Here is an 18,282-nt window from a genome sequence, read left to right on the forward strand (position 1 = left end):
ATCTCCAAAGAGACAGTCCAACTCTCCGTAGCCCAACAAATATGGGACATCCTTCAGGAACTGGTCACGGCAATAGCGAGAGCCTTCGGATTGCTGGACGAAGAAGTCTATGATGCGGTGATTAATCATTCTGATGAGATAGCTCATATCGCTAAATTCTACAATATGGAATCAGCAAGTTGAACTTGCGAAACTTGAATCAATTAAATTTTTAAACATCTCTCTTATGCACAAAGGTTTACATCTGCCAAACGATGTCCGGGTTTTGAAAAGCCTACCTTTGCATCTGATTCTAAATCGAAGCAGATATGCATATAGGGAAGTTCGTTTTTGCACAGATAACCCAGTTTCTTCCGCAGAGACAATTCAGGCGCATACTCGCCAAGTACGACGACAAGACCAAAGGCTGGTCGATGTCTCATTGGAACCACTTGCTGGTTCCTATCTTTGGCCAACTTACGAGTTGTGATACGCTTCGGGAACTGACAGATATTACAATTGCACATGCTGTGTACTCCTGATTTTGGTTGACTCGTTGAAGCCTATGTTTGTAAAAATGGTTGACTTCAACATCTTTAATCTCTGCATAAGGTTGACCGGTTTCGCCATATTGCCTGTTATCCCTATCGGAAGTTGACAATTGGTTCCATCTCAAGCAGCCCATCAGTCCGTTCAAACGGATATGCATGATTCCGTCTTTTTCTTGGCAACATTTGGTGGGGCTCAAAGCCCCGTCAAATGTTTAAGCTTCAAACGGCTTACGCTGTCATCCGCCTTTTTCTTGGCAGCGCAAATGTAGCCTTTATTTCTGAATGAGGTTGACTTGTCGTCCATCATTCTTCCTCCTTTAGGTATTTTTCCCTTCTTCTATCCCATTTTGCAGCCATTGGCCCGGTCGTTTCCCGGCATTCGGCAGGCTTCATCATATCCAAGCTCATGTGTGGGCGTCGTTCATTATAAAAGGCTATCCTCTTTTTGTATGCGTCGGAATTATCAATGCCTACAATTTCATGGACGGTATCAATGGCATAACCGGTGGTTACTCGCTCGCTGTCCTTGCCCCGCTGATTTACCTTAATCGACAGCTCCATTTCATGGATATGCCGTTCCTGTATGTGACCGGGCTCAGCCTGTTGGTCTTCTGTTTCTTCAACTTCCGCAAGAAAGCCAAGTGCTTTGCCGGGGATGTCGGCTCGATCACCATCGCATTCATTTTGTTGTTCGCTCTTGGCAAACTGATACTACAAACCGGCGACTTCTCCTATATCGTCTTCCTTGCTGTCTATGGTGTGGATTCGGTGTTGACGATCTGTCACCGTATCCAACTGCATGAAAATCTTGGTAAGGCACACCGAAAACACGCCTATCAGCTGATGGCCAACGAGCTGAAGATTCCGCATGTGCAGGTATCCCTGTTCTATATGGCTATCCAGCTCGCAATATCCTTCGGCATGATTTTCTGTCAGATAAACCATTACGTTTATCTCGGCATCACAATCATTGTATTGATGATTGCGTACCTTCTTTTCATGAAGAAGAACTATCATCTCCACGAAGCCTATCTCAAATCCCGACAATCATGATAATTAACGACGAACTACTTGATGAAAAGATAGAATATGGTTTTGCCTGGCACATGAGCGGCAAGGGGGTGAACAATCCCTGCAAACCGATGAAGATCTCCGTGTCCGAATACTTCAGCAAAGTGTTCGCCAAAATCGTGCACGGATGCACCGATTACAGCAACATGCTCCCTCATGAACATGGATCTAAATGTTTTCTTATCTCACTGGCCTATAAATCGAGATTTATATCTAAATTTGCCAATGCATATAAAGAATTTAACTATGAAGTATTTAGATCCGAAAGCCGACCTGACATTCAAGCGGGTATTCGGCGAACATCCCGATTTGGTGATCAGCTTGTTGAATGCGTTGTTGCCCATAACGGAGGAGGATGCGATAACCGAGATTGAGTATCTTCCGGCAGATATGGTGCCGGACAATCCTTTGCGTAAATATAGTATAGTGGATGTGCGTTGTCGCGACAAGAAAGGGCGGCAATATTTGGTGGAGATGCAGACGGTATGGTCTGCGGAGTTTCGGCAACGAGTGTTGTTCAATGCCTCGAAAGCGTATGTGCGTCAGTTGGGTAAGGGAGAGCAATACGAGTTGTTGCAACCTGTTTATTCATTGAATCTGGTGAACGATATTTTCGAGCCAGACTTGAAAGGCTTCTACCATCATTATAAGTTTGTTCACGTGGAGCATACCGACCGGGTTATTGACGGTTTACAACTCGTCTTTGTAGAACTTCCTAAGTTTACTCCTCATACGTATTCCGAGAAAAAGATGCAAGTGTTGTGGCTTCGTTACTTGACGGAGATTGACGAGAATACCCGTGTGGCTCCCGATGAGTTGCAAGCGGATCCAGCGATCAGCAAGGCTTTGAGCATATTGGAAGAGTCCGCTTTCAGTGAAGAGGAGTTGGCTCGATACGAAGGCTTCTGGGATATGATTAGCGTAGAAAAAACACTCTATAATAGTGGATGGCGTAAAGGGGTAGCTGAAGGAAAGGCTGAAGGACGGGCTGAAGCGATCTTCCAAACTGCTTCAAATTTAAAGAATTTGGGTATCTCGATCGAGATAATTTCTCAATCGACAGGTCTATCTATAGAGGAAATCATGAATCTTTAAAATGAGTATGATAAAAAGATATTCTATCTTAACGGCAATCCTGCTCTGTTTCGTCGCTTTCACACAAGTGATGGCACAAGACATGCAGGAGCCAGAACCGCTTCCGATCGATCCAAAGGTTCGATACGGGGAATTGAGTAACGGATTGATCTACTATATCCGTCACAATGACCAGCCCAAAGACCGGGCAGACTTTTACATCGCCCAAAACGTAGGCTCCATCTTAGAGGAAGAGAACCAACGAGGTCTGGCTCACTTCTTGGAACATATGGCTTTCGACGGCAGTAGGAACTTCCCGAATAACGGGATGGACGAATATATCGAGAGCGTAGGTATGCGCAGCGGGGAAAACTTCAATGCCTATACCTCCTTTGATGAGACCGTCTATATGATTGCCAACGCCCCCGTCAACAAAAGCGGAGTGGTTGATTCTTGCTTATTGATCCTTCATGATTGGTCCGGGTTCTTAGCCTTGACTGACTCGGCTATCCAGAAAGAACGTGGTGTCATCCGTGAGGAATGGCGTACCCGACAGGATGCCCAGACCCGTCTGTGGGAGCAGCAACTACCCAAGATGTACCCGGGAAGCCGTTACGCGAACCGGATGCCGATCGGCTCGATCGACGTAATCGAGAACTTCAAGCCGGACGAGTTACGGGCTTACTACAAGAAATGGTATCGTCCGGACTTGCAAGCGATTATCATCGTGGGAGACGTAAATGTAGATCAAGTGGAGACAACGATCAAGAAGATGTTCGCCGATGTCCCCACCCCGGTTAATCCGGCAAAACGTAAACAAGTACCGGTTCCCGACAATGATCTACCTCTGATCTCGATCGCCAAAGACAAGGAGGCATCCAATACAATCCTTTATATCTTCTATAAACACGATAAATTGCCCGACGACTTGAATCGTACGATTGCCGGATTGGTAAAGGATTATATTCAGCAAATATGCGCATCGATCATGGACGAGCGTTTCGACGACATCTTGCATCAAGCAAATCCTCCGTTTATCTATGCCCAAGCCTACGACGATGACAATTTCATGATCGCAAAGAGCAAGGGGGCATGGACTGTAGCCGCTCTTGCCAAGGAAGGTGAAATCGATTCCACATTGACCACGCTTGTCAATGAGACTCAACGGGTAAAACAATATGGCTTTACGCCATCCGAATATGAACGGGCACGCATCAACGTGTTGAAACAATACGAGTCTGCTTACAACGAGCGGAATAACCAAAAGAACGACGCTTATGTCCGTGAATATGTGAACCATTTCACCAACGGCGGTTATATCCCGGGCATTGAGATGGAATACACACTGTTGAACCAGATCGCCCCCAATATTCCGGTAGAGCAAGTCAACCAATATATCCAAGATATGATCGGAGAGGATAATATCGTGATCGGGTTAACCGGACCGGATAAAGAGGGTATCAAATACCCGACTGAGGAGAGCCTGCTCCGTACATTTCTCAAAGCGAGACAAATGCCGGTAGAACCGTATAAGGAAACCGTCTCCAACGAACCTTTGGTCCCAACCTTGCCAACTCCGGGCCAGATCACGGAGACAAAGACCGATCAGCGTTTCGGAGCGACAGTATTTACCTTAAGTAATGGTATCAAGGTGGTATTAAAGCCTACCGAATTCAAGAAAGACGAGATCATCATGACCGCTACCAGCCCAGGAGGAGGCACTTTATTCGGCACGAAGGATATTGATAACTTAAAAGTTTTCAATGACGTGATCGAGATAGGTGGATTGGGCAATTTCTCCGCCACGGATCTAAGTAAGCGTTTGGCCGGGAAGAAGGTATCTTGCGCCCTATCGCTCAGTCAAGATAGTGAGAACGTGAACGGAATGGCCGCTCCTTCCGATTTGCAAACCTTATTCGAGTTAATTTACCTCGGCTTCACGGCTCCTCGTATGGATGAGCAGGCCTACGCTTCTTTCGAGACACGGACAAAAGCGCAACTGCAGAACATGGAATTAAATCCGATGGTGGCTTTCAGTGACTCTTTGTCTAAAGCGGTTTATGGAGATAATCCTCGTGCGTCACGTCTTCGTCCACAGGATTTCGCGCATATCAGTTATTCTCGTATCATGGAGATGCGCAAGGAGCGCTTCTCGGATGCTTCCGATTTCGTATTCACGTTTGTAGGTAATATTCGGATCGATAGTATCCGTCCGTATATAGAGCAGTATTTAGCGACATTGCCATCTCAGGGAACAATTGAGAAGGGAAATCCCGCGAAGGTTCCATCAATGCGTAAAGGAGACTATATAAATCATTTCAACCGCTCCATGGAAATCCCGAAAGTGACGGTAGCCAACCTCTATACCGGACAGATGGAGTACAATCTGGAGAATATCATCACCGCTACTGCATTGAAACAAGTAATGGACTTGGTATATTATGAGAAAGTACGCGAGAAAGAAGGGGGAACGTATGGCGTCAGTGTATCCGCCAGAATCTCTCCTTTCCCGGAAGGAAGAACGACTTTACAGGTATTCTTCGATACGGACCCGGCTAAGTGGAAGCAGATGAACACGATTGTCCGCAATGAGTTGAAACGGCTTTCCGAGGTAGGTCCTCGTCAGGAAGACTTCAAGAAAACACAGGATAATCTGCTGAAACGTCACGCAGAAATCTTGCAGGAGAACAGCTATTGGTTGAACGTATTGGATAATTATTATTATAAGGGATTTGATACTGATACGGATTATGAATCGATTGTTAAGGGGCTGACTCCAGAAAAGATAAAAGCATTTGCCCAAAAACTTTTGGGACAGGATAACCAAGTAGAAGTTATCATGCAGCCCTGAGACCGGATACTTTCTCAAAAAAGAGAGAGGTCAAAATTGACCTCTCTCTTTTTTGCTGAGTTGTCTCACGAGGATTCGAACCTCGACAGACAGAACCAAAAACTGTAGTGCTACCATTACACCATGAGACAATCCGACTGCTCTATGAAAGCGACGCAAAGGTAAGAATAAAATCTTACCTCGCAAACTTTTTCGTTATTTTTTACTTAGCGATCAACAAATAATAATTTTTCTTACCCCTTTGAACCAATAAATACTTATCGTCAAGCAGTGAAGAGCAATCCATTACAGTATCAACCTCCGCTAATTTCTCTTTGTTAAAACTTACACCACCACTTTGTACCAATTTACGCATCTCACCTTTTGAAGGAAAGATAGCGGCTTTCTCAGTACATAAATCAACAGCCTTGATTCCCGCAGCCAATTCATCACGGGAGATATCGAAATGAGGAACACCTTCGAATACGGCTAGCAACGTATCCTCATCCAATTTCAACAAAGCCTCGTGAGTGGAGTTACCAAACAAGATATTGGAAGCCTCTACAGCGGCCTCATAATCTTCCAAAGAGTGAACCATGACAGTCACCTCTTTCGCCAAACGTTTCTGCAACGGCCGCAAATGAGGAGCAACCTCTTGCTCCGCCTCCAAAACGGCGATCTCCTCTTGGCTCAAGTCCGTGAAGATCTTGATATATTTGGCGGCATCAGCATCGCTTACGTTCAACCAGAATTGATAGAATTTATACGGGGAAGTATAGCGACGATCCAACCAGATATTACCGGATTCCGTCTTTCCGAACTTACCACCGTCGGCCTTCGTGATCAACGGACAGGTCAAGGCATAAGCCTCCCCTCCCAATGTACGACGGATCAATTCCGTACCGGTCGTAATATTACCCCATTGATCGGTACCACCCATCTGTAGGCGGCAACCCTCATGCTTATACAAATACAAATAATCGTAGCCTTGTAGCAATTGATAAGAAAACTCGGTGAAAGACATGCCTACACTAGACTCGCGGCTCAAACGCTTCTTCACTGAATCCTTAGCCATCATGTAATTCACCGTAATATGCTTACCGATATCGCGGATAAAATTCAAGAAAGAATAATCCTTCATCCAGTCATAGTTGTTCACCAACTTAGCGGCATTAGGAGTGTCGGAGTCAAAATCAAGGAACTTAGCCAATTGTTTCTTGATGCATTCCTGATTGTGACGGAGGGTAGCCTCGTCCAGCAAATTACGCTCGGCAGACTTCATAGACGGGTCACCGATCATACCGGTAGCACCACCCACTAAAGCGATAGGACGATGACCGGCACGTTGGAAATGCTTCAGCATCATCACACCCACTAAGTGTCCAATATGCAAAGAGTCCGCTGTCGGGTCGATTCCTACGTAAGCCGATGTCAACTCTTTCTGCAATTGCTCTTCCGTCCCGGGCATCACATCAGCGATCATGCCCCTCCATCTTAGTTCTTCTACAAAATTCATCGTATTAATTTATATCGTATTACGTTAATATAGTTGCCATTTTATCTCGTACGAGGCAAAGGTACTATTTTTTAATCGAGAATCGAAAATTGATAATTCATAAATATCCCTTTAGGCGGAAGATAGAACTATTTTTAGCGATTTGAATCCGTAACTTTTCTTCCGGAATATCCAACGCTTCCGCTACATTTCGATAGACCTCACGAATATCTATCGATTTATCATCGGTCTCCAAGAAAAGGGAATCAGGCCATGCCACACACAAAGCCGATGGATTAAAGCGATCTCCGAAAGAGAGATAAAACCCCAAACGAACCAATTGGGAGGCAAGTTCACTATTCCCGCGAAAACCATGGATAATCCAAGGCACCTCCGGTTTTACGGCTTTTTTACAGGCAATGAGATCCCCCCATGCTTTTACACAATGAATAATTAATGGCTTATGCGTTTCCTCCGCTAAATTGGCTTGTGCCAGAAACACCTCTTTTTGCAAATTCACTGGAGATTCAGCCAACGGATCAAGTCCGGCCTCCCCAATCGCCACGACTCTTGGACCGTATGCCAAGACCCTAAGTCGGTCTATCTGTTCCTTTGCATTATATATATACCACGGATGGATACCATATGAGCGAATAAACGTATCAGGAAGTGAGCCCGGCTGAATATCACCCATTGGATTCACGCTCCTATTTATAATCGCGATATCCTCCTTATGGAAAGGCATCTGATGCGTATGTATATCATAATAACCCATAGCGTTACGGAACCGGATCATAGCCGCTCCCACCCCAAGGATGGCAACGAAGTATTCGTCTAATCGCAAGATACACCCCCTTCACGGGGCCATGCTTCTTCAGAGCCTGCACCGCATATTCGGAACAAGTGGGAGTATACCTGCACGAAGCCGGGGTCATAGGAGAGATACAATATTTATAGAAATAAACCGGCAATAAGAGTAATGTGGTGAAAAAGCGTCTCATTATTCTTTATCCCGAAGGATATGGATCGCTCTCTTCATTGCCTTTTCCATCGTAGCGTATGGATGGATTTCTTTATCGAGGTATAGGAATGCGATTAACATGCCCTTATTCTTCGCTTCCAGCAGTTCTAGTAAATCATATTTACGAACCCGGTAAGCCTCACGTACCTGTCGTTTGATCAAGTTACGTTTTACGGCTCTCTTAAATCTTTTCTTCGGTACACTCACCAAGAAAGAGGCACGGACAGGCATCTCTCCCTCCATCGGTAAATAAATGACCCGCAGCGGAAACGCCACGAAGGACTGTCCTTTTTCGAATAATAGGTCTATGTAACGTTTCCACGACAGGCGTTCTTCCTTTGAAAGGGTATACCTTTTTGTCATCATTATTTTTTACCGTCTTGCTGTTTTTTCAGATATAAATCCAAAGCAGCGGTCATAGAAGGGGCTTCCACCGTGGGAGCCTCAACGTCCAAACGCAGACCTGCGTCTTTAACAGCCTTTGCCGTAGTAGGGCCAAAACAGCCGATCTTTATATCGTCTTGCTTGAAATCCGGGAAATTCTTCAACAAGGAAGAGATACCCGATGGACTAAAGAAAACCAACATATCATAATCGAATTTCTCGTCCTTCGTAAAATCATTGCTCACCGTTCGAAACATCACCGCTTTTGTATAGTTGATTTTCTTCGCGTCTAACAAAGCGAACAGATCGTCTTTATGTACATCAGAAACAGGTACCAGATATTTCTCCTTTGCATGTTTAGCGATAACAGTCACCAAATCATCTGCCTTGCCGGTCTGACCATAAAAAATCTTACGTTTTCTATAAATGATGTACTTCTGGAGGTAAACAGCGATCGCCTCTGTCATACAGAAATATTTCATCGTTTCGGGGATAGCCACACGCAAATCCTCACATAAATGAAAGAAATGATCGATAGCCGTACGGGCCGTGAAAATAACGGCGGTATGATCCAAAACCGAGATTCGTTGCTGCCTGAACTCCTTGGAAGATAAAGGTTCAACCTTGATGAACGGGCGGAAATCTATTTCCACACCATACTTTTCTGCAATATCGAAATATGGTGATTTCTCTGATGCAGGCTTCGGTTGTGATACCAATAATTTTTTAATATTCAATGCCATAGAGTACTTGACTCGATAAAGTTATACAAATAAATAATACCTTCATACAGAAAAACTAAAGGCAATACTTCCTGGCCACAAAGGTACAAACTAATATATAAAAAATGGCTATTTTTCCTGTGAAATATCCGTATGGTCTTATAAATTATCACAAAACGACACAAAATATAGAAAAATACAAACAATAAAACAGGAACCTGTATACCGCTCCCCACGAATACCAACCAAAATGCCGGAATGTATAAACAGATCCCCCATGTTCCTATAATAGCGTTATAATTAGTCTTCCAAAATTTGTATTTCAGAGCGTCCGTAAAAACAACGCCCAATAAATAATAGAAACAGCGCTTGCACCAATAAAACAGCATCAATACTATCATTATCAGCCCAATAGATAACAACATCGTATTTTCTGGTAAATGGTTCAAATACCCATATGCCCTAGCGATAGCGAAAAGACAAACGCTACAAAGGAATAAGGCTTGAAACGTCATGAAATTCCGGAATAGCCATTCGCTACCCCTCGTTACCTCAAATAAATTTTGACGTTCTTTTACATATACCACATCACGCATCATCTTCAGGAATAAACGGTAATTGGTACGAAACACCAGCGCAAAACACACAAATAAGACGAACAAAAGGCCAAAGACTACATCGTCCACCAATTGCCCGTCCCACAAACGAATCCCTACATATCCTTCAAATGTACCCATGTGCCGCTATTATCGGCACAAAGGTACATAATTATTTCAATAAAGCGCTTCCTTAATAATCTCTCCTACCGTAGGATGTGGGAACACAAACGACTTCAACTCATCCACTTTCATTCCCTTCTCAATAGCGATTCCGGCGATCACGATCAACTCCGAGGCCGGATTACCCAACATATGGGAGCCGATCAACGTCTCATCCTCCGACAAGATCAACTTACAAACTCCGTTACCCATCTCATTTTCAGCCATAAAACGCCCGGAGAATGCCATCGGTATTTTCTTCACGGTATAAGAAATGCCTTCCGCCTGCAATTCCTCCTCTGTCTTCCCGACACCGGCGATCTCCGGATTCGTATAAACGACACTCGGAATAGCCTTATAACTCATCGGGCGCGATTTACCCAAGAGATGATCCACGGCCACCTCCGCCTCGCTAACTGCCGTATGCGCCAATAAGGAGAAAGCAGTAATATCACCGCAAGCATATACATTTGGCAGAGAGGTCTGCATGTACTCATTTACCTTCACCCCATTACGGAAAGTCTCCGGAGCCAATGTCTCCAAACCAAAACCTTTCGTAACCGGACGACGCCCTACGCTCAAAAGAACCTTATCGCCACGCAACGCGAATGTCTCCCCGTCTTTCTCTACAGAAACCTCGGTTCCATGTACCCCGGTCACTTTATGACTCAGATAGAACTTGATCCCCCGTTTAGCGTATTCCACTTGCAATATCTCAGACAGTTCACGATCCATCGGGCCTAATATCTTATTCAACATCTCCACGACGTGTACCTCTACCCCAAGGCTATTGAAGAAAGAAGCGAACTCCATACCGATCACACCTCCACCAATTATCACCAAAGAGGCCGGAAGCTCCTTCGACCGCAACGCCTCCCGGCTCGTCCAATACTCCGTCTCCGCCAATCCGGGTATCGGAGGAATCACCGTTTCCGATCCCGTACAGATCAAAAGGTTGGCAGCCTCGTATAATTCCTCTCCGGCGGCAATCGCAATCGTCCCATCGGCTGCACGCCCTTGAATACAAGCTTCCGCCGTAACCATCACCACGCCGTGCTCCGTCATTTTCATACGGATACCGGCTGTCAGTTTTTTCACGACCTTATTCTTGCGGGCAATAATTTTAGGGAGATCAAAAGAAGGGTTCTCCGCTTTCACCGCATACTTTAAGGCATGCTTAATATTATCATACATCTTAGCGGAATAAAGAAGCGTCTTCGTAGGCACGCATCCCTCATTCAAACAAACCCCGCCCAATGCGTTTTTCTCAAAAAGAATCGTGGAAAGCCCACCCTGTGCCGCTCTCTCTGCGGCAGTATAACCGGCAGGACCCCCACCGATTATAGCGACATCGTATTTCATACTATTAGATCTATTTAAGTTGTATATTAGGATTAATCTTTCTCAACTGTTTGATAAAATCAGCCCGGTTGGTCGGAGATATGAGCATCCAAGGTTTCCCGTTGCTCCAAACGATCAGCCGGTCCAACGAAAGGGCGTAGCTGGACACCGGCATCACAGTAGATTCCAACGCCTCTATATCAGCGATAGCGATCTTCTTCTCCGGGAAAATACTACAATGCGCTATCAACATATCATCTCCCGTTACCCGATAATACGTATTAAAGAAAACATGAAGCACTCCCAACGCAGCGATCATCATGCCCACTATAGCCGATATATTGGTACGCAAAAACGCGACCACGCAACCAATTATCACCAGGATAATCACCAGATGATACCACCATCCCACTTTTGATTTATATTCTCTTTCCATTTTTCGGAATTTGCCGCAAGTTAACGAAAAACGTCAAACAAAAAGAAAAAAGATTCAATTTATACTCGTCCGTTTGATAAGACAAGAATGAGGTCAAGGAGTAATTGATCGTCTTTTGGATCGGGGGAAACGAGGCATGCGCCCTTCCATGTGCTCTGTGGATTGTCCGGAGCCTGTCGATTATTAATCCAGCCTTTTCTCGATATCGCCAACCAAGCTGCTTGCCCCGATGCGGAACAGGTCCTTGTTCAACCATTCGTCGCCCAGTATTTCCTTGACGATCGTGTAATATCGAACGGCGTCCTCAGCCATGCGAACACCGCCGGCGACCTTGATGCCTACCTTGTTTCCCGTGATGGAATGATAGGTTTTTATAGCCTTGCACATGGTATAGGCGGCCTCGAAAGTGGCTCCCGGATATCCTTTTCCGGAGGAGGTCTTGATGAAGTCCGCCCCAGAATACATGGCCAAGATGGAGGCCTTTTGGATGTTCTCCGCGGTGGCTAAAGCTCCAGTCTCTAGGATTACCTTTAGATGGGCGTGTCGGCAACTCTCTTTGATCTCTTGTAATTCCTCCGTCAATTCCTCGAAATTGTCTTCCATGAAGTAGCCCAGGTTCATAACAACATCGATTTCATCAGCTCCTTGCATGACCGCCATGGCCGTCTCTGCGATTTTGACTTCCGCAAATGTCTGTGAGGAAGGAAAACCTCCGGCAACCGACGCAATCTTGACCTCTTGTGCGGTAAGTGCCTGCTTAACCGTTTCCGCGAATAGAGGATAGACACAGATAGCGGCTACATTCGGGACGTCCGGACGAGTTCCCTCGAAATCATTTACCGTATCTACCATCTTCCAGATGCTTTCTTTGGTGTCCAGGCTAGTCAATGAGGTCAAGTCGATGCAGCTATGAATCGTTTTCAATACTTCCGGTGTAAAGTTCTCTTGGAAATGTTTCTCTAAAAGAGCGTTCACGACCTCGGTGATCCGGGTATCCGGCAGGGTTGGCTCAAACTTATTGAAAGCTTCATGATAACGATCTATCTGTACGGAATTGGATTCGTGTTCCTGTTCATGGTGATGATCATGTCCACATTTGCAATCGTGATGATGTGCCATATACTTATAATTTTTGATTGTTTATATGTCGTTCTTTATCTCGGTCTGTTTTCTTTTGGAGATTCTTCTCGAAAGCGGCGGTAAGATCTACTCCGGTCTGGTTGGCGAGGCAAAGCAGTACCCATAAGACATCCGCCATTTCATCGCCCAAATCCCGGTGTTTGTCACTTTCCTTGAAAGACTGCTCGCCGTAGGTACGTGCCATGATCCGGGCTAGCTCGCCCACTTCCTCGGTGAGGATGGTCATATTGGTAAGCTCATTGAAATAACGAACCCCGTAGGTCTTGATCCAGGCGTCTACCATTTGCTGGGCTTGTTGTAAAGTTAGATCTGCCATACTTATTCTTTATTTTGGGAGTCGATTATAATGGTAATCGGTCCGTCGTTTAAAAGTTCAATTTTCATATCCGCTCCGAATGCCCCAGTTTGTACGGGTTTTCCGAGTTGAAGCCCTACCTCTTCGCAAAAAGCCTCATACATCGGAATGGCGATACCCGGTTTAGATGCCTTTAAGTAGGATGGGCGGTTTCCTTTTTTCGTGGAGGCGTGCAAGGTAAATTGGCTGACAACCATGATCTCGCCTCCCGCTTCAATAACCGAGCGGTTCATGACCCCGTTTTCATCGTCAAATATTCGTAGGTTGGTAATCTTTTTTGCCAACCATTCGACGTCTTCTTGCGTATCTTTATCCTCGATACCGACGAATACCAATAGCCCCTTTCCGATCTTGGATTTAAGCTGTTCGTCTATCGTGACGGAAGCGTGCCGCACACGTTGTGTAACTGTTCTCATCTTGTTAGCTTATGTTCTATTTTTGTTCTATTTCCGCCCAGTCCCTCTTGTAGCGCCTTGGCTTTCGCCTCGCCAATCACGGATTTCAGTTCCTCGAAGCTTGCTTCCCTGATTCGTTTTACGCTTTTAAAGTGATGTAAAAGTAATACTTTTGTCTTCTCGCCGATACCCTTTATGGCATCTAATTCGGATTTTGTTTGGTTTTTACTCCGCTTATCCTTGTGGAAAGTGATGGCGAAACGGTGTACCTCGTCTTGCATCCGGGTAAGCAGATGGAATAGCGGGCTATCTAAACGCATGCCAACGGTTACAGGCGGGAACCCGAATAATAACTCCGAGGTACGGTGCTTGCTATCTTTCGCCAGCCCGGCGATTGGAATGGACAAGCCTAGCTCATCTTCTACCACCGAGCGAACCACTTCCATTTGCCCCTTTCCGCCGTCTGTTATAATTAAGTCGGGTAAGGGAGATCTCTCTTCAATCGTCCGTCCGTAACGCCTACGAACCACTTCTTTCATGGAGGCATAATCATCCGAGCCGACTACGGTTTTTATGTTATATTTACGATACTCCTGTTTAGACGGTTTCCCCATTTTGAATACCACGCAAGCCGCTACCGCATCGCTCCCATGTATGTTTGAATTATCGAAACATTCGATATGGGCAGGCAGTCTCTCTAGATGCAAGGCCTCTTGGATCTCTTTCAGGATCCGGGTATTCCGTTGTTCCGGATTCAACTTCTCCGCCTGCTTCAAGCGGTCTACCTTAAACTGTTTGGCATTCATCTCGGATAAATCGAGCAGTTTCTTTTTATCACCTCTCTGGGGAATGGTGAAAGTGACATTCTCCAGTTGCATATCCAGCTTGAAAGGCACGATAATCTCCCGAGCGGTGCTTTTAAAACGATTCCGCATCTCGATAATGCCTAGGCTTAACAATTCCTCCTTGCTCTCATCCAGTCGTTTTTTATACTCAAATGTATAGGCTTGTACGATCGCACCGTTTCCAATATGCATAAAGTTTACATAAGCGGAACGTTCATTCTCTATAATCGTGAGTACATCTATATTATGCAGCGTCGGGGTCACGACCGTAGATTTAGAACGGTAGTTCTCGATGACTTCGTATTTTTCCTTAATCTTTTGTGCTTCCTCAAACTTAAGTTCGGCAGCGAACGATTGCATCTCCTCATAGAGGTGCTTACTGATTTGCGAGATGTTTCCTCTCAGGATCTCTTTGATCTCGGAAATGTTTTGCTGGTATTCTTCCAAGGATTGCAAGCCTTCGCAAGGACCTTTACAACGCTTGATATGGTATTCCAGACAAACCTTATAGCGTCCTTGTGCGATGGATTCAGGGGTGAGAGGATATTTACAGGTACGTAAAGGGTAAAGTTCCTTTAGCATCTGCAGCATCACTTTCGCCATGAACAAGGAGGGATAAGGACCGTAATATTGCGATCCGTCCCGAACGATGTTCCGGGTCTGGTATACCCGGGGGAAATACTCATTCTTTACGACAATGGATGGGTAGGTTTTATCGTCCTTTAATAATACGTTATAGCGGGGACGATACTGTTTGATCAGGTTGTTCTCCAGCAGTAACGCATCTTCTTCCGTATCGACGACTATATATTTGATATCTCGGATTTGTTTTACCAGTACACGCGTCTTATTGTTATCATGTACCTTATTGAAATAGGAGGATACCCGTCGTTTCAGGTTCTTCGCCTTACCGACGTATATAATCGTTCCGTTTTCATCGAAATACTGGTAGCATCCCGGCTTTTCCGGAATGACCGATAGAATCGTTTGGATATGTTTGTCTTTATCGGCTATCATACGAATAGGGATGTAAATTGGAATGTCTCGCTATTGAACAATCCCTTGTTACTATGTTTCAAGGACGGAATCACTTTCAATCCCATAAAAGAAAGCGTCGTTTGACAGCGATTCAGGATGACGAGTTTCAAAATATCCCGTTCTGTATCTGATTTCACAAATCCATCGAATGTATGTACAGGAGATAGTTCCTCTTTCGTGATTAATTTGCGATCTTCGCAAACAATAACACGCATCTGTTTTCCTCTCGCTTTTACTGTTAGTTTTTCTAACGTAATTAGTTTCGTGTGGAAATTATTGCGGTGTATAGGCTTTTGGAAGGGGATCGTGCATTTCTCTTCGTCATATACACAGGCCTCTTGTATATGAGTTGCCTGTATGGTTAGATTCTTTAAATTGTTTACTTGAATGATAGAACCGGCGGAGTCTCCCTCCCGCAGGATTTTATAGTGCGTGGCCGGATTATAGGAGGTGGCTCGTAATACATCATATCGGTCATATCCTAAATCCAGCGATTTTTTTACCATCCTATTTGTGTGTTCTTGGTTTAAAAAGAAAGTATGTGCATCATCCGTACAGAACATGATTTGTTCCGGATACTCTTTCAATAGCGGATGAAGTGCGTCAAAGTCCTTCACCGTGCCTCCTTCCCGAATAAGGACATGCATCTCGATCTGGCATTTCTCACGGCCTTTTTCTAGAAAGATAGTTTCATGATCGGTGAAAATGCCCGTCTCGATATATGTTTTTAACCGGAAACCTGTCACTAGGGGATAATATCTGTCGATGGGTGGTTTCCCTGCTTTTTTTACAGCTTCTATCTTGTGCGTAGCTTCCTGCTCATTATATAAGACTCTGGGGTAATTCATCATCTCTGCCAAGAAGTGTAGATTCTCCCGTATAATCAGTATTTTAGTTTCATTCATTTGAACACCTTCTTTAATATGTTTCACGTGGAACATTTTTTGCATTTTTATCTGCCTAGCAGTACCAGCAGAATATTAATGTCACTGGGGGAAACACCTGGGATACGGCTTGCTTGAGCGATCGTGTCGGGGTCTATCCAGGTCAATTTCTGGCGGGCTTCCGTAGATAAAGACTGGATCGAATTGTAATCGAATTTACCCTTGATTCGGACATTCTCTAGGCGGTTTATCTTGTCCGCTATGATTTGCTCTCGCTTGATGTAGCCGCTATACTTAATCAATATCTCGGCGGCCTCGGTGATCTCTTCCTTACGGAAGGCCGGAACTTTGTCTAACTCTGTACGAAGGGCAGGGATTAGATCCGCAAGGTTCTCCAGGGTGGTCTGCGGACGGAGTACGACATCGAATAATTTGCAACCATGGGATAGAGGGGGTGTACCCAGTTTCTCCAAACCACTGTTTATATATTGAGGCTTTACGGAATAGGTCTCCGCAAAACGGATAATAGCGTCACGACTCTCTTTTTTCTCTCGCAGTAAATCATAGCGGTCTTGTTTGGCCAATCCCATTTGGTAGGATTTCTCGGTGAGCCGCATATCCGCATTATCTTGGCGCAGTAAGATGCGGTACTCCGCACGAGAAGTAAACATGCGATAAGGCTCATCTACACCTTTGGTTACCAAATCATCGATAAGGACACCTATATAAGCCTCGTCCCTTCCGAGGATAAAAGGTTGCCCACCGTGGCAATTGATGTGGGCGTTGATACCCGCTACCAAACCTTGTCCGCCGGCTTCCTCGTATCCGGTAGTCCCGTTGATCTGTCCGGCGAAGAAAAGGTTTCGGATTTGTTTGGTCTCCAAATTAGGTCTTAGCTGAGTTGGATCGAAAAAATCGTATTCAATCGCATATCCGGGGCGATAGATTTGCACGTCGCGGAAAGCAGGGATCGCTTGGAGCGCACGAAGCTGGATATCCAAGGGCAGGGATGAAGAGAAGCCATTCAGGTAGTATTCCTGCGTGGTCTCGCCTTCCGGCTCTAGAAATAGTTGATGCTGCGTCTTGTCGGCGAAGGTAACGATTTTCGTTTCGATGCTGGGACAATAGCGGGGGCCGATACTTTTAATCTGTCCATTATAAAGAGGTGAGTCGGGGAGACCTTCCCGTAATATATGGTGGCAAGCCTCGTTCGTGAAGGTAGTCCAGCAACTCAACTGTTTCAATTTACGATGACTGGTCTCCAAATAAGAGAACTTATGGAAATCATTCTCCCCTAGTTGTTCCTCCATTTCATCGAAATGAACACTTCGGCCATCGATACGAACCGGTGTTCCGGTTTTCATACGATCTGTTTGGATGCCTAAAGAGATGAGTTGCTCAGTAAGCCCGGTTGCCGCAGGCTCAGCGATACGTCCGCCCCGTATCTGGGTTCTTCCGATATGAAGCAAGCCATTTAGGAAGGTTCCGTTCGTAAGCACCACCGCTCCGGCATGGAATGCGACATTCATTCCCGTACGGACACCACATACTTGTCCATGCTCGATAATCAGTTCCTGAACCATGTCCTGCCAAATGGATAGATTCGGTATATTCTCTAGTATGCCCCGCCAGCAATCGATAAAACGGGCACGGTCGCTTTGGGCACGCGGGCTCCACATGGCCGGTCCTTTGCTACGGTTTAACATACGGAATTGGATAGCGGTCTGATCGGTCACGATTCCCATATATCCGCCTAGTGCATCGATCTCTCGTACGATCTGTCCTTTGGCGATTCCCCCGACTGCCGGGTTACAACTCATCTGGGCGATCTTGTTCATGTCCATCGTGATCAAAAGCGTCTTTGATCCTAGATTCGCAGCGGCGGCGGCGGCTTCACAGCCGGCATGTCCTGCGCCCACTACTATTATATCGTAATTAAAAGTCATTTTTATTCCCTTTTGTT

At 45.3% G+C, this 18,282-nt stretch carries 17 protein-coding genes and 2 pseudogenes; 5 read left to right on the plus strand and 14 right to left on the minus strand.

Translation table 11 applies throughout. From position 1 onward, the window contains the following. From G7Y39_RS13510 to G7Y39_RS06925, 5 genes and pseudogenes are all read left to right on the plus strand, one after another. Positions 1-183: pseudogene (locus G7Y39_RS13510) on the plus strand (IS4 family transposase); the annotation flags it as partial. A 125-nt stretch (positions 184-308) separates the two neighbouring features. After that, positions 309-521: a DUF4372 domain-containing protein gene (locus tag G7Y39_RS06910; RefSeq protein WP_165156371.1), complete on the plus strand. Its 213-nt coding sequence runs from the start codon at positions 309-311 to the stop codon at positions 519-521. Between the two features lie 450 nt (positions 522-971). Then, positions 972-1,583: pseudogene (locus G7Y39_RS06915) on the plus strand (UDP-GlcNAc--UDP-phosphate GlcNAc-1-phosphate transferase); the annotation flags it as partial. 264 nt (positions 1,584-1,847) lie between these two features. Further along, on the plus strand, positions 1,848-2,696 hold the full coding sequence (locus G7Y39_RS06920) for an Rpn family recombination-promoting nuclease/putative transposase (RefSeq protein ID WP_165156373.1): 849 nt from the start codon (positions 1,848-1,850) through the stop codon (positions 2,694-2,696). Positions 2,697-2,703: 7 nt separating this feature from the next. Beyond that, positions 2,704-5,526 carry a pitrilysin family protein gene (locus G7Y39_RS06925; protein ID WP_165156375.1) on the plus strand — a complete coding sequence of 941 codons (2,823 nt, stop codon included), beginning with the start codon at positions 2,704-2,706 and terminating at the stop codon, positions 5,524-5,526. Between the two features lie 202 nt (positions 5,527-5,728). On the opposite strand, the gene tyrS is transcribed toward G7Y39_RS06925, so the two are convergent. The 14 genes from tyrS to mnmG form a co-directional block, all read right to left on the minus strand. After that, the gene (gene tyrS / locus G7Y39_RS06930; RefSeq protein ID WP_165156377.1) at positions 5,729-7,021 is read right to left on the minus strand and encodes a tyrosine--tRNA ligase; all 1,293 of its coding nucleotides are present in this window, start codon (positions 7,019-7,021) and stop codon (positions 5,729-5,731) included. A 97-nt stretch (positions 7,022-7,118) separates the two neighbouring features. Next, complete coding sequence (locus tag G7Y39_RS06935) at positions 7,119-7,796, minus strand: TatD family hydrolase (RefSeq protein ID WP_165156444.1); 678 nt, start codon at positions 7,794-7,796, stop codon at positions 7,119-7,121. Next, positions 7,780-8,001 (minus strand): membrane protein insertion efficiency factor YidD, encoded by a 222-nt coding sequence (gene yidD, locus G7Y39_RS06940; RefSeq protein ID WP_165156379.1) that lies wholly within the window; start codon positions 7,999-8,001, stop codon positions 7,780-7,782. Before yidD ends, G7Y39_RS06935 begins: the two co-directional genes overlap by 17 nt. Continuing rightward, on the minus strand, positions 8,001-8,387 hold the full coding sequence (gene rnpA / locus G7Y39_RS06945) for a ribonuclease P protein component (RefSeq protein WP_165156381.1): 387 nt from the start codon (positions 8,385-8,387) through the stop codon (positions 8,001-8,003). The genes yidD and rnpA overlap by 1 nt, the downstream gene beginning before the upstream one ends. Next, positions 8,387-9,142 (minus strand): uroporphyrinogen-III synthase, encoded by a 756-nt coding sequence (locus G7Y39_RS06950; protein WP_206225153.1) that lies wholly within the window; start codon positions 9,140-9,142, stop codon positions 8,387-8,389. The genes rnpA and G7Y39_RS06950 overlap by 1 nt, the downstream gene beginning before the upstream one ends. Next, complete coding sequence (locus G7Y39_RS06955) at positions 9,139-9,864, minus strand: DUF4271 domain-containing protein (RefSeq protein WP_165156384.1); 726 nt, start codon at positions 9,862-9,864, stop codon at positions 9,139-9,141. Before G7Y39_RS06955 ends, G7Y39_RS06950 begins: the two co-directional genes overlap by 4 nt. A 36-nt stretch (positions 9,865-9,900) precedes the next feature. Next, positions 9,901-11,247: a dihydrolipoyl dehydrogenase gene (lpdA, locus tag G7Y39_RS06960; RefSeq protein WP_165156386.1), complete on the minus strand. Its 1,347-nt coding sequence runs from the start codon at positions 11,245-11,247 to the stop codon at positions 9,901-9,903. A gap of 10 nt (positions 11,248-11,257) precedes the next feature. Continuing rightward, on the minus strand, positions 11,258-11,662 hold the full coding sequence (locus G7Y39_RS06965) for a PH domain-containing protein (RefSeq protein WP_165156388.1): 405 nt from the start codon (positions 11,660-11,662) through the stop codon (positions 11,258-11,260). 183 nt (positions 11,663-11,845) lie between these two features. After that, positions 11,846-12,781, minus strand: coding sequence for a deoxyribose-phosphate aldolase (gene deoC / locus G7Y39_RS06970; protein WP_165156390.1), 936 nt, complete (start codon positions 12,779-12,781; stop codon positions 11,846-11,848). A 4-nt stretch (positions 12,782-12,785) separates the two neighbouring features. After that, positions 12,786-13,118, minus strand: a complete 333-nt coding sequence (locus G7Y39_RS06975; RefSeq protein ID WP_165156392.1) for a nucleotide pyrophosphohydrolase — start codon at positions 13,116-13,118, stop codon at positions 12,786-12,788. Positions 13,119-13,120: 2 nt separating this feature from the next. After that, entirely contained in the window at positions 13,121-13,573 is a 453-nt protein-coding gene (gene dtd / locus G7Y39_RS06980) for a D-aminoacyl-tRNA deacylase (RefSeq protein WP_165156394.1), read from the minus strand. Beyond that, positions 13,570-15,414 carry an excinuclease ABC subunit UvrC gene (gene uvrC, locus G7Y39_RS06985; protein ID WP_165156396.1) on the minus strand — a complete coding sequence of 615 codons (1,845 nt, stop codon included), beginning with the start codon at positions 15,412-15,414 and terminating at the stop codon, positions 13,570-13,572. The genes dtd and uvrC overlap by 4 nt, the downstream gene beginning before the upstream one ends. Continuing rightward, a complete protein-coding gene (locus G7Y39_RS06990; protein ID WP_241159973.1) occupies positions 15,411-16,340 on the minus strand; it encodes a hypothetical protein in 930 nt (309 codons plus the stop codon). Before G7Y39_RS06990 ends, uvrC begins: the two co-directional genes overlap by 4 nt. Before the next feature lie 47 nt (positions 16,341-16,387). After that, positions 16,388-18,265 carry a tRNA uridine-5-carboxymethylaminomethyl(34) synthesis enzyme MnmG gene (gene mnmG, locus G7Y39_RS06995; RefSeq protein WP_165156398.1) on the minus strand — a complete coding sequence of 626 codons (1,878 nt, stop codon included), beginning with the start codon at positions 18,263-18,265 and terminating at the stop codon, positions 16,388-16,390. Positions 18,266-18,282 lie beyond the last annotated feature (17 nt).

It is taken from the genome of Parabacteroides sp. ZJ-118 (assembly GCF_011038785.1).
Lineage (GTDB): Bacteria > Bacteroidota > Bacteroidia > Bacteroidales > Tannerellaceae > Parabacteroides.